We start from the raw sequence: 23,195 nt of genomic DNA on the forward strand, positions 1-23,195 counted from the left end.
TTTCCGGGGTTGCTGCGAAGAAAGGCAGTCTGTTTGAAAAGTGTATATTTTTTGAACTTTTAAAAAATAATATCATGTTTTCAAGCTATCAACAAGATGAAGCTTCCAAATTTGACCTGACGGTTGTGAAACGGCATGATAGACGAGTATAGTAATAGATATGATAAGAAACAAAGGGGCGGGGTTTATTCATGGGGAAAAACATCACAACAAGCCGAAAAATTTTCCGTTATGATAATGGAGAGATGACACAGCAAGAAGATCAGATGGCAACGGAATTCCCCCTGACTGTCATGGTGAACGGTGAGGAATTTGTCACGCTTGTTTGTTCGCCGGACAGCCTGGAAGAACTGGTGATCGGATTTCTCGCGTCTGAAGGTGTGATCCGATTTAAAAATGAGATTAAAAGGTTTACAATAGATGAAAGTCTCGGATTCGCATATGTCGACCTTGTCAGCTCAAAAAAGCTGGTACTGAAGGATTACACGAAGCGGGTGATCGGCTCCTGCTGCGGAAAAGGGCGGCATTTTTATTTCCAGCAGGACGTCAAAACCGCAAAAACGGCGATTGACGGCGTGACCATTACGCCTGAGAACTGTTTGGCGCTGATGCGCGACATGCAGAAAAACAGCAAGCTTTTTCGCCATACGGGGGGCGTTCATAATGCCGCTTTGTGCAGCACTGACAAGCTGATTGCAGTCAGATCTGATATCGGAAGACATAATGCGCTTGATAAATTGTACGGATATTGTCTGCTTCACCAGGTCCCTGTGCGCGACAAGCTGATCGTGTTCAGCGGCAGAATTTCTTCGGAAGTGCTGCTTAAAGCCGCAAAAATCGGGGTTTCCGCGGTCATTTCCAAGTCGGCGCCGACCGAGCTGGCCATTCAAATGGCAGAGGAGCTGAATATCATGACGATTGGTTTTGCCAGGAACCGGTCATTTAATGTATATACGCATCACGAGCGAATTCAGTTAACATAAAGGAGGCAACAGGCGTGAACAACAACAGTGAACAAGTTTTGGATCAGAAAAGCCGGCCGCTTCGGGATTTAAGAATTTCTGTCACCGACCGCTGCAACTTAAGATGTACGTATTGCATGCCTGCCGAAATCTTTGGACAGGATTATCCGTTTTTGCCAAAAGGCGAACTGTTGTCCTTTGAAGAGCTTGAACGATTGGCCAAGCTGTTTGTTCATCAGTTCGGGGTGGAAAAAATCCGCCTCACCGGCGGCGAGCCGTTGATGAGAAAAGATATGCCGGAATTAGTCGGGAAGCTTGCGGAGATCAAAGGGATTCGCGATATTGCGATGACGACGAACGGCGTTCTGCTGCCGGTTTACGCTGACAAGCTGAAAAAAGCGGGGCTGAAACGGGTCACGGTCAGCCTGGATTCCCTGGATGACGAACGTTTCAAAGCGATCAACGGCAGAGGCGTCTCCGTCAGCAAGGTGCTGGCCGGAATTGAAGCGGCGAAAGAGGCCGGACTCGGCGTCAAGATCAACATGGTCGTCCAAAAAGGGGTCAATGAAAAGGATATTTTGCCGATGGCCCGCTATTTTAAAGAAAAAGGCCATATCTTGCGGTTTATTGAGTTTATGGATGTCGGGAACACAAATGAATGGAACCGTCAGTCAGTGGTGACAAAAGCGGATATCATCCGGATCATCAATGAAGACATGCCGGTTGAACAGATCGACCCGAACTACAAAGGAGAAGTCGCCAAACGGTACGGATATCTGGACGGTTCAGGAGAAATCGGTTTTATCTCTTCTGTATCCGATGCTTTTTGCAGCACGTGCAACAGAGCAAGACTATCGGCGAAAGGCGAGCTTTTCACATGTCTTTTCGCATCGAGCGGGTTTGATTTAAGAACTCTGATCAGAAGCGGGCAGACCGATCAGGAGCTGGTAAAGGCGATCGGCACCGTCTGGCGGAATCGCGATGACCAATATTCGCTCGACCGCGCTCTTTCAAAAGCGGCTCCGCGGAAAAAGGTTGAAATGTCCTATATAGGAGGATAATTGACCGCCTTGGAGAGAGCCGTCCATTGAAAAGATGGGCGGTTTTTTTTATGCTTCGGAGGCCGGCTTGATTTGCATATTGACAGGTTTGATACGGGGGGAAAAGCGGAAATTCTTAAAAAACATGGGCTGAAACAGAAAGGATGATTGAATGTTCGGACTGCAGGATATTGTCAAATTCTTCTGGTCGTTCTTGATCGTTTTTCCCGCCGTGTCGGTGCTTCATGTCTTGGGCCACAGCGTCATGGCGGTGTTGTTCGGCGGGAAATCTTCGCTTGAAATCGGGATGGGCAAAAAATTGCTGAAAATCGGCCCTGTGCAAATCAGAAGTGTTTACTTCATGGATTCCTTCTGCAAATACGGAGATCTGAAATACGATAACCGTTTTACGAATGCGATGATTTATGCCGGCGGATCGCTGTTTAATTTAGCGTCTATTTTTATTGTCAATCTGCTGATTATCAAAGACATCATACCCGAAAATATTTTTTTCTACCAGTTTGTTTATTTTTCAACCTATTATGTATTTTTTGCTCTGATTCCCGTGAGATATTCCGAAAATCATCTTTCTGATGGAATGGCAATTTATAAAGTGCTGAGATATGGGGAGAAGTACGAGATTAATAATTGAGTATGCCGGCTGCGGGCACAACCCGAAGCCGGCGTTTTTCAGACATGCATGATGTCTTCAGGCAGTTTCCTTAGCTTTCGAACGGATTCGATGAATGTTTCCAAAGGATCACAGCCGCTAAAATATTGAAATGCTTCCCGATCCCCGTTGTTCATCACGACGAGGTGATCGCCTCCTGTGATCAGCCCTTTTTCGCGGCGGAACGAGGAGATGGTATCAAAGCGGATGTCAAGGTGAAAAGGGGCGCCAAACAGAGAAGAATAAAACATGAGCCGCCTGTCAGTGGCCGCAAGCACGCCTCTGTAAGGAGTGTAACGTGCAGACAGTCTCGCGTTATAAGCGCAAAGAATAATAGATCTGATCTCTTCATTCGGCTCAAGCCGGACATCCAAAGCTGCTTTTCCTTCTGCTATCTCTTTCATTGAAAAACACTCCTTTCATCAATCAATACGAAAGATCCTATGAAAAAGTTCCAAAGTGAGACATGAAGGTGGTTTGAAAAAAATTTTATTTATTCTTACGATTATTAAGGATATGATAATAGTTGACAAAAAACTTATCCTGTAACTATAATAATTACATCGGTGGTGAAAACTTATGGTGAACACTCGTCTTTCAGTGGCCATTCATATTTTGTCTTTAATCGCTGCAAACCCGCGGGAATCTTCGGAAATGATCGCCGGGAGCGTCAATACGAACCCGGTTGTGATCAGACGCATGATCAGCCAGCTCAAAAAAGGCGGTATTCTGACGTCGCGGCCGGGAGTGGCCGGGGCAACCCTGAAAAGAGATCCTGAAGATATATCTCTGCTGGATATTTACCGCGCGGTTCAGCCGCAAGAGGAATTGTTTGCGATTCATGACAAGCCGAATCCAAACTGTCCGGTTGGAAGACAAATTCAAACAACGCTTGACCAAACGTTTCACAGCGTTCAGCAGGCGATGGAGAACGAATTGGCCAGCAAGTCTCTTAAAGACGTCTTAACTCATCTCTTTTAAATAAGAGATGATGTTTCATCATCAACATGTAACTTATTTTGTTACAAATAAGGAAATATTATTGATGACACATCCACAATCATCACAACACAGCCTTATGAGGCCTATGGTGGACATTCATGATCGTATGCCGGTTATCCTTACTGATGAGAATGAAAAGGGAGGGCTCACCTAAAACTGCATATCTACAAAGCTTGCTGCAGCCATATGATGTTGATGTAGGGAAGCATATCGCTTAATATATCACCTTCGCTTAGCTACTATGTTCTAAGTAGTCGGTGATATTTTGTTGTATCGCCAATTCAACATCGTTCAATTCCACTCTTCCTTTAAAATAGCGTAATAATATTCATCCCACCATTCATTGTCTTTGGGAATACATTTTTTAAAGAAGCCTTCTCTTCTCATTCCAATCTTCTCCATCACTCGGTATGATGGAATATTCTCAGGTTGACACGTAGCTATAATCCTATGTAAGTTCATTTCTTTAAATCCATATTTCAAGATAGCTTCTGCTGCTTCAGAAGCATACCCTTTATTTTGATATTTACGATTAAACACCCACCCGATCTCATATGTATGTTCACCAAAATACTTATGAAAAACAATATGGCCTATAAGTAAATCTTCATCCATTAGTATGACAGGGAATTTTTCAGCGTTATTCCCTTTGTTTTTATTTACAAATGCCTTTGCATCTTCTTCAGTAAAAACGCCTTCCGGTATATACTTCATCACATTAATATCTGATGTATACTCATATACAGCTTGCCAATCTTTAAATTCAAATTCACGTATCAATAACCTTTCTGTTGTGATATGCATGAAACGAACCTCCCATCACTCTTTATTTCGATATTAAGACAACAATGACCTCTTTAAAGACGATCCTTATTCAACAATCTGGCACAAAGCAAGTAGCTCAGCCTGTATCTTCATGCAGACTTTTATATATGCTTTTGATTGATCTCATCATCATCCTTGTTCTTATGTACTAATCGTTTAACTTTCCGATGTTTTTTCGTTCATCAGCCCGGCGGCATTTTTCAATCCGGAAGGAAAGCGAACAGGTTCATATCAAAAAGGTCAGGAAAACTTAATCGTAAACGCCGCCGGAGAAAGCTACATCAGCTATGCAGACTATGCCATTGCAGTGGTGGACGAGGCTGAAAAAGGCGAGCATATCAATGAGCGTTTCACTGTTGTCGGTGAAGCCGAATAATAAAAGCCTGTCTCGGGATCAATTCCCGAGACAGGCTTTTGATTTTCATTCATAATAATAAGGATCATACCCGCTGTGTAAATCGGTAAGAATACCTAAAAAGATCAGGAAGAAAAAGACGACTATGCATAAAATAAAGATCACAATAATGGATAGTAAGAAGAAAAATTGCCATTTCATAAACTTCACATAGTTATCAAGCAAGGCTTCATGCGGTTCTTGCGGCATGTCATCACTCATTTTCTGAGCGGCGTTTGCCGATTTTATAAGGTAGATCCCCGAAAAAACCATCAGCACACCTGGAGCGGCTCCGATGATAAGCAAAGAAATTCCGAAGAAGGCATAGATGCCTCCGCCGATAATCATAAAAACGCCGGTTATTTTCCCCCATTTTGCAATCGCATCAAGCGATTTTTTCATGCTGGATGTCATTTCCAAAATAAGAAGTCACGCCTTCCCTTTAAATATAGTCATTTCTCTATAGTTATACACCAGGCAAAAAGATATTGAAATGATAAGTATTGATTTTTTATTATATTTTAAAGTGCACATTGGGCAGATGACCGCACTGACAACATTATTCCCCAATAAAAGCGACTGTGTTATAGTAAATCGTAAGAAGCATATTGCTATAAGTGATGTGAAATGCACCTTGCAAACTGGTATTTTGTGCCGGACCAGAACCCCGCAACCAATTTACCATATTGTTTTAGGGGCATTTTTATTTTTGTGATATTACTGGTGTTAAGAAAGGCGGTTTTTCTATGAAATCTTCTTATTTCTATCGTCTCTTGCAAGTCGATCATATAAGAAAGCCCGGCGATCTTCCGGATGAACAGCAGCTGGCAGACTCTTTTGTTTTGATCTTTCACTTGAAGGGTGAAGGGAGAATTGATATACAGGCATCAGGCAGTCCGCTCCAAAAAGAAACGCTGTATATTGTTCCGCCTTATGAAACATTCGGAATCACAGCTTCGTCAGCTGAAATCAGCGGGTATCTCATCAGGCTGCAGCCCTACAGCTATGACGACCGCCGCCTGACACTTGAAGCAGACACCGATCCTGACGTTTTTTCCGACCTTCAGATGATGAATGTCCATTCTGTCGGAAATCTGGCCTCCCGCCTTCAGGAACTTTCCGCCTTATGGCCGGCATCTTCAGCACTCCAGGAGATGAAATGCCAAGCAGACCTGCAGCAGCTTTTGTACGATATCTATTCGGCTAAACTGACCCATCCCGAAAACACCGCATCAGCCATAGGAAAAACAAAGGAGTATATTGAAGAGCATTCAGATGCACACCTGACGCTTGATCAACTCGCGCAAATGGCCGGAATCAGCGCGAAGCACTACAGCGAAACGTTCAAAAAGCTGTACGGTCGAAGCGTGACAGAGTTTATCACTGAGACGCGGATGACGAAAGCAAAGCAGCTGATGGCAAAAGCAAGCTACAAGCTGAGGGAAATCTCAAGCCAAATCGGGTATCAGGATGAATTTTATTTCAGCAGGACATTTAAGAAGCATACGGGCTTATCCCCGACCGTTTATATGAAAAAAAGGCGCAGGAAACTGGCGGCCTACGGCCAGAATACGATCGGTCAGCTGATACCGCTGCACCTCATTCCTTACGCAGCTTCTCTGCATCCGAAGTGGACATCGTATTACTATAAACATTACGCGGCAGATATTCCGGTTCATCTGAGCGCTTACCGCTTTCACGAGCCGTGGGAAGAAAACCTGCGGACATTGTCATCGGCTGCCCCTGAGCTCATTATCAGCATGGACAGCGTGTCTCACGAGGAACGGAAACAACTCCAGTCGATCGCCGATGTCTTCTTTTTGCCTTCACAGGAACAATGGAGGAGGCATTTTATGCTGACCGCATCCCATTTGGATGAAGAAGCGGAGGCTCAGAAATGGCTGCTGTCTTACCAGCGTCTCACCGAAACCGCAAAAGAAACGCTTTATCCAATCTGCGGACGCCGAAGTTTTTTGTTTTTGCGCCTGCATAAACACGAGATTTATCTGGCGCATAACCGCTCTGTTCAAGATGTATTTTTTGGCGACCTTGGCTTTGAACCTGCTGTATCGCTGGAAGAACCGATTGACCGGTCCGTCTCCATCGAAACGATTGCGGCATATCAGCCGGATATCATCATGATTTTCATTTTTAAAGAGCCCGAGACGCTGGCATTCTACCGGGAGCTGCAGCAGTCGGCTGCATGGCAGGATTTGAAAGCGGTGCGGCATCACCGGGTGTATCAGGTGAATTCAGATCCTTGGCGGGAATATTCCGCATGCAGCCATGAACGAATCATTCGCCAGGCGGTTCGGCTGCTGTCCGGAAAAAATCCATTTTAATTGCCGGATATAATCCATGGTGTTATCGAAGAGGCTTACCTATAATTTTAATTGATAATAGTTATCAATTAAATCAGGGGGTCTCAGTCAGATGAGAAAACTATCAATCTTATTATTTATTCTCCTTCTCGCGTTTGGCGCAGCGGGATGCGGGAACAGCAAAGAAAAGGCGGGCGGCGATGGCAAGAGCTTAGCATCAGCTGAGAAAAGCATCGAGTACCTCGATCATACATACAAGGTGAAGACCCCGGCCGAACAAATCGTCATTACGGGAAGCGTGGAATCGATGGAAGATGCCAAGCTTCTGGATGTTCACCCGGCCGGTGCCATTTCCTTCTCCGGAAAGTTCCCGGACCTGTTCAAGAGCATTACTGACAAAGCAGCTGCCGTCGGCGAAAAAACAGAACCGAACCTGGAGAAAATTCTTGAGCTTAAACCGGATGTCATCCTGGCTTCAACGAAATTTCCCGATAAAGTGGTGAAAAAACTGGATAACATCGCGACGACGATTCCTGTTTCCCACGTTTCTTCAAATTGGAAAGACAATTTAAAGCTGCTGGCTGAACTGACAGGCAAAGAAGATAAAGCGAAGCAGATTATTTCGGATTATGAAGCAGACCTTAAGGAAGCAAAAACAAAGCTTGAGAAAACGGCCAAAGATACAAAAGCGCTCGTTGTCAGAATTAGACAAGGCAATGTCTTTATCTATCCGGAAGACGTATTCTTTAATTCCACATTATACGGCGAGCTGGGTTTCACAGCTCCAAAAGAAGTCAAGGCGGCAAAAGCCCAGGAGTTGGTTTCTTTAGAAAAACTGAGCGAAATGAATCCGGACTATATGTTTGTTCAATTCTCTGACGATGAGAATGCAGACAAGCCGAATGCGCTGAAAGATCTAGAGAATAATCCAATTTGGAAAAGCATTTCTGCAGTGAAAAATGACCATGTATTTGTCAATGCTGTAGATCCGCTTGCGCAGGGCGGCACGGCATGGAGCAAGGTTGAATTTTTAAAGGCTGCAGCTGAGAAATTGGCGCAGAACAAATAGAAAAGGTTCCTTGAGCTATGCATTCAAAGCAAATGACCCGCATCATTATGATTTCTGCTCCGTTTGCCATACTGCTGTCCGTTTTTCTGTCGGTATGTTACGGTGCAAAACAGCTTGAGCCCGAAGTGATTTTTTCAGCGCTGCTGCATTTTGATCCGGGCAACACAGATCATCAAATCATTTGGCATTCCCGCCTTCCGCGCGCTGCCGGCGCTCTTTTAATCGGAGCGGCGCTGGCGGTGTCCGGTGCGCTTATGCAGGGCATTACCCGAAATTATTTAGCTTCTCCGTCGATTATGGGTGTTTCCGACGGATCAGCATTCGTGATCACGCTGCTGATGGTGTTGATTCCGGGTTCGACTTCCCTGGAGATGATGGGCTATTCGTTTATCGGATCAGCCGTTGGCGCCGGCCTCGTCTTCGGCCTCGCCTCGGTGATTCCAAACGGTTTTATGCCGGTTCAGCTTGCCATCATCGGAACGGTCACAAGCATGCTGCTCAGCAGTCTGTCAGCGGCGATGTCGATTTACTTTCAAATTTCCCAGGACGTCAGCTTCTGGTACAGCGCCAGGCTGCATCAATTGAATCCCGAGCTGCTGAAGTATGCTGTGCCGTTTTTTGTGATCGGCATCATTCTGGCACTCTCTCTCAGCAAAAAAGTGACAGCTTTATCATTGGGAGATGACATTTCCGAAAGCCTCGGCCAGAAAAAGCAGGCCGTCAAATGGACAGCGATGGCAGCGGTTGTCATTCTGACAGGCTGCTCCGTCGCCATGGCGGGAAAAATTGCTTTTGTCGGACTGATTGTACCGCATATTACGCGTTTTCTCGTCGGGGCGGATTACAGCCGGATGATTCCATGCTCCTGCGTTCTCGGAGGCATTTTTTTGACGCTGGCCGATCTTCTCAGCCGGCTGCTCAACTATCCGTTTGAGACACCGATTGAAGTCGTCACTTCGGTGATCGGCGTTCCTTTCTTCCTTTATTTGATCAAAAGAAAAGGAGGGGAGCAGCGTGCCTAAAAAGGTTGCAGTCATCTATGCTGTTTTTATTGTGCTGATTCTCACAATCTGTTATCTCAGCATAACAGTAGGATCGTTTGTCGCACATCCGGCTGAGCTGTTATCAACATTGCTTCACATCAATCCGAATGAGCAATACGCCATTCTTCTTTTTGAGCTGCGTCTTCCAAGGATTGTGACGGCAGCACTCGTGGGTCTTGGGCTCGGCATTGCCGGTTCCGTTATCCAGGCGATGACAAGGAACGGACTGGCTGACCCGGGAATCCTGGGGATTAATGCCGGTGCGGGTGCAGCAATCGTCGGCTACATGCTGATCTTTCAAGGCCAGACTGAAACGACAAGCCTGCTCGCTGCAATGGGGATGCCATTCTTCGGCTTGATCGGGGGCATTTTGGCGGCGATATTCATTTTTATGTTTGCCTGGCATGGCGGCAACTTGGATTCGGGAAGAATTATTCTCGTTGGGATCGCGATCAATTCGGGTTTCAGCGCTATTTCGCTGTACCTGTCATTGAAGATGAATCCGAATGACCACGAAATGGCCATGGTTTGGAAAAACGGAAGCATCTGGTCGGCGAATTGGACGTATATTCAAGCGGCACTGCCGTGGCTGCTGCTTCTCATCCCATTCCTGCTGACAAAATCCGGCCTGCTCGATACCATTCGCTTTCATGAAGATACGGTGAAGAGTCTCGGCGTATCCGCCAATGTTGAAAAAGTGGTGCTGCTGACGGCTTGTGTCGGCATCATCAGCGCCTGTGTGGCTATCTCTGGAAGCATGGCATTTGTCGGCCTGATTGCTCCGCACATCTCGCGGAGGCTCGTCGGCGTTCTGCACCGCCACTCATTGCTGTTAAGCGGATTGATCGGGATGTTTCTCGTATTGTGCGCCGATTTTGCCGGAAAGCTGCTGTTCCAACCGTCCGAAGTGCCGGCGGGTATCATCCTCGCCATTTTCGGTGTGCCTTACTTCTTATTTTTACTGTTTAAACAAAAAAAGACGGTTCATTAGACTGTTTTTAGCTCAATCAAAGAGGGGAAGGGAGAATCACATGGCTCAAGAAAAACTTCAGCAGTCTGTCAATGCTGCTGAATGTATTCCGGTGGCGATACCGGGGACAGAACAGCGGTGCATGCGTTCAACGGATGGGAGCCGCACATACCGGATTTTTATTGCTAAACCATTTGGGGAACCGCCGCCCGCAGGATATCCCGTAATTTATCTGCTTGACGCCAATTCCGTGTTTGGAACAATGGTGGAGGCATTGCGGATGCAGTCGCGTCGTCCCGATAAAACCGGCGTCGTGCCGGCCGTTATCGTCGGCATCGGCTATGAAACCGACGCTCCCTTTGACCGGGGGCGATATTACGATTTTACTCTGCCGGATTCGGGCGCCGAGCTGCCCAGGAGACCTGATGGAGCAGACTGGCCGGAGCCGGGCGGGGCGAAAGCTTTTCTGTCCTTCATCGAACAGCAGTTAAAGCCGGAGATCGAACAGGAATTCACGATTGATGTGAAAAGGCAGGCGATTTTCGGTCATTCCCTTGGCGGACTTTTTGTTCTGCAGACCCTGTTTACAAAACCGGCCCTGTTTCAGACATATATCGCCGGAAGTCCGTCCATCCATTGGCATCCGTCCTTTTTTGATGAGGAGCATGACTTTATTTCGAAGCTGCAGGAAGCGGATGGCGATGTAAAGGTATTGCTCGGGGCGGGAGAGCTTGAAAAGACGCATAAAAGCGGAATGAACGACAATGCAAAAAGGCTGGCCGCCCGCTTGGCCGCCTTGGAAAAGCAGGGGATTCGCGCGGAGTACCATGAATTTAAAGGGGAAGGTCATATATCGGTTCTGCCTGTGTTAATCAGCAGAGCGCTCCAGTTTGCCTTCAAGCCTGATTGACAGCGGGGCGCTTCCGGCGCCCCGAGCTTTAAGAAAAGATAAGAATGGATAACAGATAATATACCATGAGCATTGATACGGATAAACAATCGAAAACGATTTGACCGTTTGCATTTATTGGTATATTATATTTTTGAACGATAATGATTATCATTATCAATTAAGAATTTAGCTTTGGCAGTGACTCTTTGAGACTTGGGAGCTGCCGTTTTTAAGAAAGGAAATGATAAGAGTGAAAGGCAAGGTTGCTTTGGTGACTGGGGCTTCGCAAGGAATCGGCAAAGAAGTGGCTCTGTCGCTTGCTGAACGCGGGGTGTTTGTTGCCGCAGCTGATCGAAATCGAAAAGGGCTGCTTGAACTTGAAGCCGAACTTGAACGAAAAGATCTGCAGGGTTCCGGTTTTGCCGCGGATGTGGGCGACAGTGCCGCCGTCGATCAGCTTGTGGCCCATGTTGAACGCGAGATCGGTCCGATAGACATGCTTGTCAATGTAGCCGGCGTGCTCAGAACGGGTCTGATCCATTCATTGAGTGATGAAGATTGGGAGAAGACGTTCAGCGTCAACTCTACCGGGGTTTTTAACGTATCGCGTGCCGTCGCCCGCCGGATGATTCCGCGCAGAACTGGAGCGATCGTGATTGTCGGATCAAATGCGGCGGCAGTGCCGCGTATGCATATGGCCGCCTATGCGGCCTCTAAGGCGGCCGCTTTAATGTTTACGAAATGTCTCGGCCTTGAACTTGCCGAGTACAATATCCGCTGCAATATCGTATCGCCCGGATCAACCGATACGCCGATGCAGCGGTCGCTATGGCAAGGTGAGGAAGCTGCGCAAGGCGTAATTGAAGGATCACTTGAAACATTCAAAACGGGAATTCCGCTCGGAAAATTGGCTTCGCCGGCTGATATTGCAGATGCTGTAGTATTTTTGCTGTCTGACGGGGCTCGTCATATTACGATGCACGATTTGCGCGTCGATGGCGGAGCAACGCTTGGAGCCTGATTCAATCTAAAGGAGGTTTTAATGATGATAGAACGTCATGTCGTGTCAGAAGCGCTTGCCGATCAGCTGTTGAAGGAATATCAGGCCGGAGCTTCATTCTTTTTCTCTTCCCCTGAGCGGACCATTCTGGCGGAAGGTGTTTTGGCTTCTGTTTCTCAAACGGAAGAGCAAAGCCTTGCTCAGCGGGCTGCGGAAGTTCTGAAAAAAGCGAGGGAGAACGGGCAGAAAAATCCGATGGTGGTCGGAGCTGTGCCGTTTGACGATGCAAAGCCGGCGCAGTTAACCGTGCCGGTCGAAGCGTGGCAGGCGGGGCCGCTGACATGTGAAGAAGACGGTAAAGAGGAGCCTGAACCTGCCCTGTACCCCTATGATATCGAGCAGATTCCAAGCCCGGAAGCGTATATGACCGGGGTCAGACGAGGGTTGGCAGGTATAGCAGGAGGAGAATACAGTAAGATCGTCCTTTCCCGGTCTTTGCAGCTGACCTCGCCGATCAAAGTCGATATCGGTCAATTGCTGCGAAATCTTGCCCACCGCAATACAAGCGGGTACAACTTTGCCGTTGACTTAACCGGGCAATCGCCGGAAGCGCCTCGTACCACTTTGATAGGCGCAAGTCCTGAGCTGCTTGTATCACGGTCCGGGTTCCGCGTTACGGCAAATCCTTTAGCAGGTTCAAGACCTCGAAGCGATGATCCTGAAGAAGATCGAAGAAGGGCGGCTGAACTGCTTGCTTCTCCTAAAGACCGTCACGAACATGCGGTCGTAGTCGAAGCGGTTGCTTCCGCGCTCAAGCCGTTTTGCCGAAAGCTGGAGGTGCCGGAACCATCGCTCATCAGCACGCCGACGATGTGGCATCTTTCAACTGAATTGAAGGGAGAGCTTACAGATCTTTCTGTATCATCATTAGAGCTCGCCGCCGCTCTACATCCGACGCCCGCTGTTTGCGGCACGCCGACGAATGCGGCGAAAGAAGCGATTAAACAGATTGAGCCGTTTGACCGCGGATTTTTCACAGGTATGGTCGGCTGGTGTGACGCGGACGGTGACGGTGAATGGGTCGTAACGATTCGCTGTGCTGAGGCGGAGGAACACGCGCTGCGGCTGTACGCAGGCGCCGGAATTGTCGCCGGATCGAAGCCTGAAGAAGAACTTGCCGAAACGTCTGCAAAGTTTCGGACGATGCTTCTTGCGATGGGAATGAACAGTGAATAACGGAGGGATAAAGGATGTTGAAAGGGTGCCCAACATGGCCGAAGGAGTTTGCGGATAAATATCGGAAGGAGGGATGCTGGCGAGGCGAAACATTTGGGGGAATGCTGAGGGAACGGGCCGAAAAACATGGCAGCCGCATTGCCCTTACATACGGAGATACCCATTTAAGCTATCAAGAGTTAGACAAGAGAGCCGACTCTTTGGCCGGCGGTCTTTTAAAGCTTGGGATCAAAAAAAATGACCGCGTCGTTGTCCAGCTACCGAATGTCATCGAGTTTTTTGAAGTTTGCTTTGCACTCTTCCGAATCGGAGCTCTGCCTGTCTTTGCGCTTCCATCGCACAGACATAGCGAGATCACGTATTTTTGCGAGTTTTCTGAAGCTGCTGCTTATGTGATTCCCGATCATCACGCAAGGTTTGACTACCGCAAGATGGCGAGACAGGTAAAGGGAAAGCTGCGGGGGCTTCGTCATGTCATTGTCGCCGGCGAATCGGAGGAGTTTGAAGCGCTGTCGGGCCTTTATGATCAGCCTGCACCTCCGCAGAACGTCCATTCAGAAGATGTTGCTTTTCTTCAGTTGTCAGGGGGAAGCACAGGTCTTTCTAAGCTGATCCCGAGGACGCATGATGATTATATATACAGCTTGAGGGTCAGCGCAGAGATTTGCAGGCTTGATCACAACAGCGTGTATCTTGCCGCTCTTCCAATCGCTCACAATTATCCGCTCAGTTCGCCGGGAGTGCTCGGTACACTCTATGCGGGAGGCCGAGTCGTTCTTGCGCCAGGAGGCAGCCCGGATGAAACCTTTCCTCTAATCGAAAAGGAAAGAGTAACGATCACAGGTCTCGTACCGCCGCTTGCGCTAATCTGGCTTGACGCTGCTCCGGCGCGCCGGGACGACTTGTCAAGTCTCCAGGTCCTTCAAGTCGGCGGAGCGAAATTCAGTGCCGAAGCCGCCAGACGCGTCACATCGGTGTTTGGCTGCAAACTGCAGCAGGTTTATGGCATGGCAGAAGGTCTGGTCAACTATACCAGACTTGATGATCCTGAAGACACGATCGTTCACACACAAGGCAGACCGATGTCTCCGTTTGACGAAATTAAAATTGTGGATAAAGAAGGACGCGAACTTGGACCCGGACAGACCGGGGAGCTTCTGACAAGAGGTCCTTATACGATCCGCGGCTATTACAAAGCTGAGGAACATAATGCCAAAGCGTTCACAGAAGACGGGTTTTACCGTACGGGCGACTTGGTCAAAGTCAATTCATCAGGCTATTTGATTGTTGAAGGACGAGCCAAAGACCAGATCAACAGAGGCGGGGAGAAGGTTGCCGCGGAAGAAGTGGAAAACCACCTGCTCGCACATCCCGCCGTACTCGATGCGGCGGTTGTCTCGATGCCGGATCAATTTCTCGGCGAAAGAACGTGTGCGTATGTTATCCCACGCGGCGCTGCACCTGCTCAGGCTGAATTGCAATCGTTTTTGAGAGAAAGGGGCCTTGCAGCCTACAAAATACCCGACCGGGTGGAAATGGTTGAAGCATTCCCGCAGACAGGCGTAGGAAAAGTCAGCAAAAAAGAACTGCGTACAGCGATTGCTGAAAAAATGTCTGCAGCTAAGAATATCACGTGATAAAAAAATGAGAGGATGTGATTTGATGGCCATTCCTGCCATCTTACCGTACCAAATGCCAGAAGCATCAAATATGCCGAAAAACAAGGTGTCATGGACTCCTCATCCGAAGCGCGCTGCACTTCTCATCCATGATATGCAGCAATATTTTCTCAACGCTTACCGTTGCGGCGAGTCTCCGGTAACAGATCTGCTGGCTAATATTAAGAAGCTTCGGAAGCGATGTGCCGAGCTTGGCATTCCGGTTATTTTCACGGCTCAGCCAGGCGCTCAGACACCGGAAGAACGGGGGCTTCTCCAAGATTTTTGGGGACCCGGAATCGGTCCTGATCCCGATGAGCAGAAGATCGTAGATGAGCTGAAACCGAATAAAGGCGACATCGTTCTGACCAAGTGGAGGTACAATGCGTTCAGAAAAACCAACCTTTTAGGTGTGCTGGAGGAGCAAGGTCGGGATCAGCTCATCATCACCGGCATCTATGCCCATATCGGCTGCTTGATGACGGCATGTGATGCGTTTATGCAAGATATTGAAACGTTTTTTGTCGCCGATGCGGTGGCGGATTTCTCATTAAAGCATCATGAAATGGCTATCACATACGCAGCTGACCGCTGCAGCGTCACAATCACTGCGGAACAGCTTTTGAGCCAGCTGAAAGATGACGCAAGCCATGAACACGCAAAAGAAAGCTCTCATGCACTGACAAAACAGATCATTCGCGAACAGGTCGCATCGCTTCTTCTTGAATCACCGGAAAAGATAAGCGACAGCGAAAATTTGATTTACAGGGGACTTGATTCCGTGAGAATCATGAGTCTCGCGGAGCGCTGGCGCCGAGCGGGGCGGGAGGTGTCATTTGTGGAGCTTGCGGAGGACCCTTCGATTGAAAACTGGTGGAGACTGTTGTCCTCCTCTAAAGAAGCACCCTTGCCAAATGCAGACTATCAATGAAGGAGGTCGCCTTAATGCTTGAATGTCAACATAACCGAAAGCCATTATCAGGAGCGCAAGCCGGCATTTGGTTTGCTCAGCAGCTTGATCCGGAAAATCCGATCTACAATACAGCTGAATACGTTGAAATTAAAGGCCCGCTTGATCAAGAGCTTTTCGAGAAAGCGCTGCGCCATGTCATGAAAGAAGCTGAATCATTCCATGCCAGATTTGGAGAAGATCAAGACGGACCGTGGCAAGTGATCGTTCCGTCGGCAGATTTTCCGATTCATTATGTTGATGTCAGCTCAGAAACCGATCCGGAACAGGCGGCGAAAAGCTGGATGAAGGATGACCTTGCCCGTCCGGTTGATCTGACTCGCGGTCCGCTTTTTACAGAAGCGCTTTTCAAAACGGCGCCGGATCATTACTTCTGGTATCAGCGAACTCACCATATCGCAACGGACGGGTTCAGCTTTACATTGATCGCCGAGCGGCTGTCAAAAATATATACCGCATTGATGCAGAACAAATCGATCGATCAGAGCGGAGCCTTTGGCTCCCTCGATTTGATTCTCGCGGAGGAAACGGCTTACCGCGCATCAGAGAAGTATCAGGAAGATCGGCAATTTTGGCTTGAGCGATTCAGCGATGAACCGGAGGTAGTCAGTCTTGCCGAAAGGGCGCCGCGCACCTCTTCAAGCTTTCTTCGCAGGTCTGACTATCTGCCGAGTGAACATGCTGAGCGTCTTCTGTCTGCCGCAAGCAGAATGGGGGCAACTTGGCACGAAACCGTGATGGCAGCAGCTGCAATATATGTTCATCGGCTGACAGGGGCAAATGACGTCGTTCTCGGGATGCCGATGATGTGCCGCCTTGGGTCAGCCGCTCTCCATATTCCGGGTATGGTCATGAATCTCCTTCCGCTTCGGATTGGCATGCAGCCGGACATGAGCGTAGGAGAGCTGGTCAAGCAAATCTCAGCAGAGATGATGAAGCTGAGGCGTCATCAGCATTACCGCCACGAAGAACTGCGCCGGGAACTCAAGCTGCTTGGCGAAAATCAGCGGCTGTTCGGTCCGCAGCTTAATTTGATGCCTTTTGAGCAACGCTTGAATTTTGCCGGCTGTCAAGGCATCGTGCATAATCTTGCCACAGGACCTGTGGACGATCTGTCAATCAACATTTACGGCCGCCCGGACGGAGGCGGGTTGAAAATAAACATGGATGCAAACCCCGCTGTTTATCATGCGGATGAACTTGAACATCATATTCATCGTTTTCTTACTCTTCTGAAAACGATTGCCGATTGCGAGCAAACTCAGCCGGTGGGGACGTTGGATATTCTTCTCCCGGAAGAACGCGCTCAAATTTTAATCGAATGGAATCAAACAGACCGCGGTCTTCCAAATGAGAGTCTTACGCAACGATTTGAAATGATGGCGAAGGAGTACCCTGAATCTCCGGCAGTCGTTTCCGATGATGAGGTTCTCACCTATTCCGAATTAAATAAAAGGGCAAATCAACTGGCTCATCTGCTGATCAATAAGGGGGCGAAACCCGAGACATTCGTTGCTTTGGCCCTGCCGCGCTCAGCGGAAATGATTGTCAGCATGCTCGCCGTTCTCAAGGCTGGAGCGGCTTATTTACCTATAGATCCCGATTATCCGGCTGACAGGATCGAGTATATGCTCAATGATGCACAGCCGCTGTTTGTCATCACCAGCAAAAAAGCACAAGACATGATCAGTTCGCAAACGCCGAAGTTCATCCTTGATGAACAAACTGTTATGGAAAAAATCTCCGGATGTTCTGAAGGAAATCCCGGCAGACAGCATTCCGGCGCTCAGCCGGCATATATGATTTATACATCCGGATCAACCGGCAGACCTAAAGGCGTAGTTGTACAAGCTGAAAGCTTATTCAATTTTTTGCTTTCAATGCAGGATATGTTCCCGCTTAATCAAGACGACCGGCTGCTGGCCGTCACAACGATTGCATTCGACATCTCAGCACTCGAAATTTATTTGCCACTGATCAGCAGGTCGGCAGTCGTTCTTGCCGAGAAGGAGACGGTACAAGACCCCTCCGCATTGGCTAAAATGATTGAAACATACGGAATCACAATGATGCAGGCCACACCGACCCTTTGGTATGCATTGGCCTCGAGCGCTCCGGAGAAGCTTAAAGGTCTTCGTGCGCTTGTCGGAGGGGAAGCTCTGCAAGCCAGCTTGGCCCGGCAATTGCAGCAGCTTGGATGCACATTAACGAACCTTTATGGACCGACGGAAACAACGATTTGGTCTACAGCCGCCGCGCTGGGAGGCAACTGCACGAAATCTCCGGGGATCGGCCGTGCGATTTGGAATACGCAGCTGTATGTTCTAGACGCCGGATTGCAGCCCGTGCCTCCGGGAGCGGCTGGAGAACTTTATGTGGCAGGAACAGGATTGGCGCGCGGCTACTTGAACCGTCATGCTCTCACGGCTGAACGCTTTATTGCGAATCCATACGGGCCGCCTGGATCGAGGATGTACCGGACGGGCGACCTCGTGCGCTGGCGCGAAGACGGGTCGCTTGATTATATCGGCCGTGCGGACCATCAAGTCAAAATTCGCGGATTCCGCATTGAAATGGGAGAAATAGAAGCGGTGCTTGCAAATCATCCGGTTGTTAAACAAGCTGCTGCTATTGTTCGTGAAGACCAGCCCGGTGATCCGCGTATATTTGCGTATGTCGTTCCCGCTTCGGGAGAAAGCCTTCATCCTGTCGAGCTTCGCGGCTACGTTGGTGAAACACTGCCCGACTATATGATTCCGTCTGCATTTGTCATTCTTGATGAACTGCCGCTTACGCCGAACGGAAAGCTTGACCGCAAATCCCTGCCGGCTCCGGCATTGAGTATGCATACAGGCGGACGTGAGCCAAGGACACCTCAAGAGGAAATATTGTGTGATTTATTCGCTGAAGTGCTGGGGGTGCCGCGAGTCAGTATTGATGACAGCTTTTTTGATCTCGGCGGACATTCGCTTCTGGCAGGCAGGCTTGTCGGCCGGATTCGGGAAACGCTTGGCGTCGAACTCGGAATCGGCCGTTTATTCGATGAGCCCACAGCCGCCGGGCTTGCCAAACAGCTTGATCAGGCGCAGAGCGCCCGTCCGGCATTGCGTAAAAGAGAGCGCCGGGAAGAAATTCCGCTGTCCTTCGCGCAGCGGCGCCTATGGTTTTTGCACTGTTTGGAAGGACCGAGCCCGACCTATAATATTCCGGTTGTCGTTCATTTAACCGGACGTTTGGACCGAGAGGCGCTGACAACCGCTCTGAGCGATGTAGCAGCAAGACATGAGCCGCTTCGAACAATTTTTCCGTATCAGCAGGGGACAACACACCAGCTGATATTGGAAGCGGATCAAGCGCGTCCCGAACTCGCTGTATCCCATGTCAGCGAACATGATTTGGAAAAAGTCATGGCTGAGGCTGTTCGGCACCGTTTTCATTTAGAAAAGGAACCTCCGTTTCGCGCCCAGCTATTCGTACTCGGACCGGACAAATTTGTTCTTCTTCTGCTTTTGCACCATATGATTGGCGACGGCTGGTCTTTAACGCCGCTGACCCGCGATTTGGAAACCGCCTACAATGCGCGTCTGAATGGTGAGGCACCTGCTTGGGAGCCGCTTTCTATACAATATGCCGACTATGCCGTATGGCAGGAACATCTGCTTGGACATGAGAGCAATCCGGACAGTCTGATTGCCAAGCAGCTCGGGTATTGGTCAAAGGCATTGGAACATCTGCCTGATCAGCTGGAGCTTCCGACTGATCACCCGCGTCCGTCGGAATCAAGCTACAGAGGCGGTACGATTGATCTCAGCATTGACGAACAGCTACACGGCCGTTTGCTCGGTTTGTCCCGCAGCACCGGAGTCAGCATGTTCATGATTTTGCAGTCGGCCCTTGCCTCACTGCTGACACGGCTCGGAGCAGGCCACGACATTCCGCTCGGGAGCCCGATAGCGGGAAGAAACGATGATGCTTTAGGCGGAATTGTCGGATTGTTCGTTAATACGCTTGTGCTCCGAACAGATACATCGGGTAATCCAAGTTTTCGGGAACTTCTGAACAGAGTTAGAAAAGTAAATCTTGCAGCATATGAGCATCAGGACCTTCCGTTCGAGCGCCTTGTTGAAGTGCTCAATCCTGCCAGGTCAAGAGCGAGACATCCGCTGTTCCAAATCATGCTCGCCTATCAAAATACGCCTGAACCTGAGCTTGAACTTTCCGGCCTTAAATCAGACATTGACATTCGCAGTGTCGGCGCAGCCAAGTTTGATTTGACGATTGAGCTTCGGGAACATCGAAAAGCGGATGGAACACCCGCAGGTATCGGCGGATTTGTGGAATACAGCACAGATTTATTTGAGCGAAATACGGTTCAAACATTGGCCGAACGGCTTGTCAGACTGCTGGATTCAGCAGTATCCGACCCTGATCAGCCGATTGGAAGACTTGATATTCTCCTTCCGGCCGAACGTGAAAACATGCTGGCTGACTGGAGCAAATCGTCCAACAACATACCTTGTTCATCTTTGCCTGTTTTATTTGAAAAGCAGGCTGCGAAGGACCCGGAAGCCGTTGCGGTTATATATGAAAATGACTCGCTCACATACGGCGAGCTCAATAGACGCGCTAACCGGCTTGCCCATCTCCTGATCGCCAAAGGGGTCGGTCCCGAACAATTTGCTGCCCTGGCGCTGCCAAGATCTTTGGATATGGTTGTCGGACTGCTTGCAGTGCTGAAAGCTGGCGCGGCATATGTGCCTCTGGATCCGGACTACCCGGCAGAAAGGATAGCGTTTATGTTGAATGATGCACATCCTGCCTGCATCGTTACGAGTTCAGCGGTCGAATCATGCCTTTCTGTTCCCGCATCTGTTGAACGGATTGTCCTTGATGACCCTTGCATACAAGAGGAACTGAACGGATGCGCTTCTGCGAATCCGGTTGATGCCGACCGTACGAAGCCTTTGCTGCCTCTTCACCCGGCGTATGTCATTTACACATCCGGTTCGACCGGCAAGCCGAAAGGAGTGATCGTTCCACATCAAAATGTCGTGCGGCTGTTCGGAGCGACTGACCAATGGTTTCATTTTGGCTCTGACGATGTTTGGACGATGTTTCATTCTTACGCATTTGACTTTTCGGTATGGGAAATTTGGGGAGCGCTGCTCAATGGGGGACGGCTTGTCGTGGTGCCTCATACAATCAGCCGCTCGCCGGCCGACTTTCTCAATCTTCTCGTACGCGAGGGAGTGACTGTGCTCAATCAGACCCCTTCCGCATTTTATCAATTGATGCAGGCTGACCGGGACAATGCTGAGACAGGAAAGTGCCTTTCCTTGCGCTTTATCATTTTTGGAGGGGAAGCGCTCGAACTGAAGAGGCTTGAAGATTGGTATGAACGCCATCCGGAGCATTTCCCGCGGCTGATTAATATGTACGGAATTACAGAAACGACGGTACATGTCAGCTATATTTCCCTCGATCAGCAGACTGCAGCACTTCAAGCGAACAGCCTGATCGGTCAAGGGATTCCCGATTTAGGTGTATATGTGCTTGATGAATACCTTGAACCGGTACCCCCGGGCGTCACCGGAGAGATGTATGTGTCGGGGGGCGGCCTCGCACGGGGTTACTTGGGCAGACCCGATTTGACGGCAGACCGTTTTGTCGCTGATCCGTTTGGTCCGCCCGGAACCCGGATGTACCGAACCGGCGATCTTGCCCGCAGGCGCCAAGACGGCTCTCTTGATTATATGGGCAGGGCCGATCAGCAGATCAAGATCCGCGGCTTTAGAATCGAACTCGGCGAGATAGAAGCGGTGCTTGTCCGCCATCACAAGGTGAATCAAGCTGCTGTAGTTGTAAGGGAAGACCAGCCCGGGGACAAGCGCCTGATCGCCTATGTTGTCCCGACGTCTGAAGAAGAAACTGATCCGGCTGAGCTGCGCCGGTTTGCCGCAGGCACTCTGCCGGAGTACATGGTGCCTTCTGCATTTGTAAAAATTGCAGACCTGCCATTGACTCCAAATGGCAAACTTGATCGAAAAGCGCTGCCTGAGCCTGATTTTGCCGCGGCTGTTAAAGGGCGGGGGCCAAGAACACCGCAGGAAGAAATCTTATGCGATCTTTTTTCAGAAATCCTCAATGTGCCGCGGATTGGTATTGATGACGGATTCTTCGAACTTGGCGGTCATTCTCTGCTCGCCGTACAGCTGATGAGCCGCATTCGTGAAGCGCTCGGCGTCGAGCTCGGCATCGGCGACCTGCTTGAAGCGCCTACTGTCAGCGGACTCGCTGAACGGCTTGAATCCGGCGGCGGGCAAAGTGCGCTGGATGTACTGCTTCCGCTGAGAACCGGAGGCAGTCAGGATCCCCTGTTTTGTGTGCATCCGGCCGGGGGCCTCAGCTGGTGTTATGCCGGTTTAATGACGGCACTCGGGAAGGAATATCCGATATACGGCCTTCAAGCTCGCGGGATCGCAAGGCAGGAAGAGCTTCCTGATACGCTCGACGACATGGCCGCGGATTATATCAGGCACATTCGTACGATTCAGCCAACAGGGCCTTATCGTCTTCTCGGCTGGTCTCTCGGAGGCAATGTTGTACATGCGATCGCAACTCAGCTGCAGGAACAAGGGGAAGACATTTCGCTTCTTGTCATGCTTGATGCATACCCGAATCACTTCCTTCCAATTAAAGATGCACCTGATGAGCAGGAAGCATTGATTGCACTCTTGGCATTGGGAGGATACGATCCGGACAGCCTTAACGGGGAACCGCTGAAACTTTCCAGTGCGATCGATATACTGCGCCGAGACGGCAGTGCGCTTGCCAGCCTGGATGAGGCTGCGATCTTGAATTTAAAGGAGACTTATGTGAATTCCGTCCGGATTTTAAGCGAATATAAGCCCCGCGTCTTTCATGGTGATATCCTGTTCTTCAAATCTACCGTGATACCGGAATGGTTTGATCCGATCGATCCGGAGTCATGGCTTCCTTATCTGAACGGAAACATTGATATTCATGATATGGATTGCCGGCATAAAGATTTGTGCCAGCCGGAGCCGCTGGCCGAAATCGGACGTCATGTTGCGGAAAAACTGGACGGCTTGAAAAAGATACGGACAAGTAGGGAGAGATAAC

The 23,195-nt window shown here is 49.2% G+C and carries 17 protein-coding genes and 2 pseudogenes; 16 read left to right on the top strand and 3 right to left on the bottom strand.

Going from position 1 to position 23,195, the window contains the following annotated elements:
- Positions 1-191: 191 nt before the first annotated feature.
- From fdhD to M1D90_RS02170, 3 genes are all read left to right on the top strand, one after another.
- Positions 192-983, top strand: coding sequence for a formate dehydrogenase accessory sulfurtransferase FdhD (gene fdhD, locus M1D90_RS02160; RefSeq protein ID WP_023857093.1), 792 nt, complete (start codon positions 192-194; stop codon positions 981-983).
- Between the two features lie 14 nt (positions 984-997).
- A complete protein-coding gene (gene moaA, locus M1D90_RS02165; protein WP_048350588.1) occupies positions 998-2,023 on the top strand; it encodes a GTP 3',8-cyclase MoaA in 1,026 nt (341 codons plus the stop codon).
- A 151-nt stretch (positions 2,024-2,174) separates the two neighbouring features.
- Positions 2,175-2,654 (top strand): hypothetical protein, encoded by a 480-nt coding sequence (locus tag M1D90_RS02170; protein ID WP_023857096.1) that lies wholly within the window; start codon positions 2,175-2,177, stop codon positions 2,652-2,654.
- Positions 2,655-2,692: 38 nt separating this feature from the next.
- Here the strand turns inward: M1D90_RS02170 and M1D90_RS02175 are convergent, their stop codons facing one another.
- Positions 2,693-3,076 carry a GRAM domain-containing protein gene (locus tag M1D90_RS02175; RefSeq protein ID WP_229129223.1) on the bottom strand — a complete coding sequence of 128 codons (384 nt, stop codon included), beginning with the start codon at positions 3,074-3,076 and terminating at the stop codon, positions 2,693-2,695.
- Between the two features lie 175 nt (positions 3,077-3,251).
- Between M1D90_RS02175 and M1D90_RS02180 the strand changes: the two genes are divergently transcribed.
- A complete protein-coding gene (locus M1D90_RS02180; protein WP_020453242.1) occupies positions 3,252-3,653 on the top strand; it encodes an Rrf2 family transcriptional regulator in 402 nt (133 codons plus the stop codon).
- Positions 3,654-3,722: 69 nt separating this feature from the next.
- Positions 3,723-3,892: pseudogene (locus M1D90_RS02185) on the top strand (SOS response-associated peptidase family protein); the annotation flags it as partial.
- Between the two features lie 73 nt (positions 3,893-3,965).
- On the opposite strand, the gene M1D90_RS02190 reads toward M1D90_RS02185, so the two are convergent.
- Positions 3,966-4,478, bottom strand: coding sequence for a GNAT family N-acetyltransferase (locus tag M1D90_RS02190; RefSeq protein ID WP_025810650.1), 513 nt, complete (start codon positions 4,476-4,478; stop codon positions 3,966-3,968).
- A 193-nt stretch (positions 4,479-4,671) separates the two neighbouring features.
- On the opposite strand from M1D90_RS02190, the pseudogene M1D90_RS02195 reads away from it, so the two are divergent.
- Positions 4,672-4,875: pseudogene (locus M1D90_RS02195) on the top strand (NAD(P)-dependent oxidoreductase); the annotation flags it as partial.
- 45 nt (positions 4,876-4,920) lie between these two features.
- Here the strand turns inward: M1D90_RS02195 and M1D90_RS02200 are convergent.
- Entirely contained in the window at positions 4,921-5,307 is a 387-nt protein-coding gene (locus M1D90_RS02200; RefSeq protein WP_456283472.1) for a DUF5362 family protein, read from the bottom strand.
- A 332-nt stretch (positions 5,308-5,639) separates the two neighbouring features.
- Here M1D90_RS02200 and btr point away from each other — a divergent pair, with 332 nt between their 5' ends.
- The 10 genes from btr (at position 5,640) to M1D90_RS02250 (ending at position 23,194) form a co-directional block, all read left to right on the top strand.
- Entirely contained in the window at positions 5,640-7,235 is a 1,596-nt protein-coding gene (gene btr, locus M1D90_RS02205; protein ID WP_144497860.1) for a bacillibactin transport transcriptional regulator Btr, read from the top strand.
- A gap of 91 nt (positions 7,236-7,326) precedes the next feature.
- Positions 7,327-8,283, top strand: coding sequence for an iron-hydroxamate ABC transporter substrate-binding protein (locus tag M1D90_RS02210; protein ID WP_456283107.1), 957 nt, complete (start codon positions 7,327-7,329; stop codon positions 8,281-8,283).
- 17 nt (positions 8,284-8,300) lie between these two features.
- Positions 8,301-9,305, top strand: coding sequence for a FecCD family ABC transporter permease (locus tag M1D90_RS02215; RefSeq protein WP_101561370.1), 1,005 nt, complete (start codon positions 8,301-8,303; stop codon positions 9,303-9,305).
- On the top strand, positions 9,298-10,317 hold the full coding sequence (locus M1D90_RS02220; RefSeq protein WP_075212898.1) for a FecCD family ABC transporter permease: 1,020 nt from the start codon (positions 9,298-9,300) through the stop codon (positions 10,315-10,317). The genes M1D90_RS02215 and M1D90_RS02220 overlap by 8 nt, the downstream gene beginning before the upstream one ends.
- A 40-nt stretch (positions 10,318-10,357) precedes the next feature.
- Positions 10,358-11,206, top strand: coding sequence for an alpha/beta hydrolase (locus M1D90_RS02225; protein ID WP_075212899.1), 849 nt, complete (start codon positions 10,358-10,360; stop codon positions 11,204-11,206).
- Between the two features lie 223 nt (positions 11,207-11,429).
- On the top strand, positions 11,430-12,209 hold the full coding sequence (locus M1D90_RS02230) for a 2,3-dihydro-2,3-dihydroxybenzoate dehydrogenase (RefSeq protein ID WP_456283108.1): 780 nt from the start codon (positions 11,430-11,432) through the stop codon (positions 12,207-12,209).
- Positions 12,210-12,233: 24 nt separating this feature from the next.
- Positions 12,234-13,424, top strand: coding sequence for an isochorismate synthase DhbC (gene dhbC / locus M1D90_RS02235; RefSeq protein ID WP_456283109.1), 1,191 nt, complete (start codon positions 12,234-12,236; stop codon positions 13,422-13,424).
- Positions 13,425-13,438: 14 nt separating this feature from the next.
- Positions 13,439-15,061: a (2,3-dihydroxybenzoyl)adenylate synthase gene (locus M1D90_RS02240; RefSeq protein ID WP_456283110.1), complete on the top strand. Its 1,623-nt coding sequence runs from the start codon at positions 13,439-13,441 to the stop codon at positions 15,059-15,061.
- A gap of 25 nt (positions 15,062-15,086) precedes the next feature.
- A complete protein-coding gene (locus M1D90_RS02245; protein WP_023857106.1) occupies positions 15,087-16,013 on the top strand; it encodes an isochorismatase family protein in 927 nt (308 codons plus the stop codon).
- Positions 16,014-16,027: 14 nt separating this feature from the next.
- A complete protein-coding gene (locus tag M1D90_RS02250; protein WP_456283111.1) occupies positions 16,028-23,194 on the top strand; it encodes an amino acid adenylation domain-containing protein in 7,167 nt (2,388 codons plus the stop codon).
- The last annotated feature ends 1 nt before the right edge of the window (position 23,195 follow it).

This window comes from Bacillus sp. JZ34 (assembly GCF_053903205.1).

What these genes read in the sequence shown, in the direction of transcription:
- fdhD (WP_023857093.1), top strand. Translation starts at nt 192, where the DNA reads ATGGGGAAAAACATCACAACAAGCCGAAAAATTTTCCGTTATGATAAT.
- M1D90_RS02170 (WP_023857096.1), top strand. Translation starts at nt 2,175, where the DNA reads ATGTTCGGACTGCAGGATATTGTCAAATTCTTCTGGTCGTTCTTGATC.
- M1D90_RS02175 (WP_229129223.1), bottom strand. Translation starts at nt 3,076, where the DNA reads ATGAAAGAGATAGCAGAAGGAAAAGCAGCTTTGGATGTCCGGCTTGAG.
- M1D90_RS02180 (WP_020453242.1), top strand. Translation starts at nt 3,252, where the DNA reads ATGGTGAACACTCGTCTTTCAGTGGCCATTCATATTTTGTCTTTAATC.
- M1D90_RS02190 (WP_025810650.1), bottom strand. Translation starts at nt 4,478, where the DNA reads ATGCATATCACAACAGAAAGGTTATTGATACGTGAATTTGAATTTAAA.
- M1D90_RS02200 (WP_456283472.1), bottom strand. Translation starts at nt 5,307, where the DNA reads ATGACATCCAGCATGAAAAAATCGCTTGATGCGATTGCAAAATGGGGG.
- btr (WP_144497860.1), top strand. Translation starts at nt 5,640, where the DNA reads ATGAAATCTTCTTATTTCTATCGTCTCTTGCAAGTCGATCATATAAGA.
- M1D90_RS02210 (WP_456283107.1), top strand. Translation starts at nt 7,327, where the DNA reads ATGAGAAAACTATCAATCTTATTATTTATTCTCCTTCTCGCGTTTGGC.
- M1D90_RS02215 (WP_101561370.1), top strand. Translation starts at nt 8,301, where the DNA reads ATGCATTCAAAGCAAATGACCCGCATCATTATGATTTCTGCTCCGTTT.
- M1D90_RS02225 (WP_075212899.1), top strand. Translation starts at nt 10,358, where the DNA reads ATGGCTCAAGAAAAACTTCAGCAGTCTGTCAATGCTGCTGAATGTATT.
- M1D90_RS02230 (WP_456283108.1), top strand. Translation starts at nt 11,430, where the DNA reads ATGATAAGAGTGAAAGGCAAGGTTGCTTTGGTGACTGGGGCTTCGCAA.
- dhbC (WP_456283109.1), top strand. Translation starts at nt 12,234, where the DNA reads ATGATAGAACGTCATGTCGTGTCAGAAGCGCTTGCCGATCAGCTGTTG.
- M1D90_RS02240 (WP_456283110.1), top strand. Translation starts at nt 13,439, where the DNA reads ATGTTGAAAGGGTGCCCAACATGGCCGAAGGAGTTTGCGGATAAATAT.
- M1D90_RS02245 (WP_023857106.1), top strand. Translation starts at nt 15,087, where the DNA reads ATGGCCATTCCTGCCATCTTACCGTACCAAATGCCAGAAGCATCAAAT.
- M1D90_RS02250 (WP_456283111.1), top strand. Translation starts at nt 16,028, where the DNA reads ATGCTTGAATGTCAACATAACCGAAAGCCATTATCAGGAGCGCAAGCC.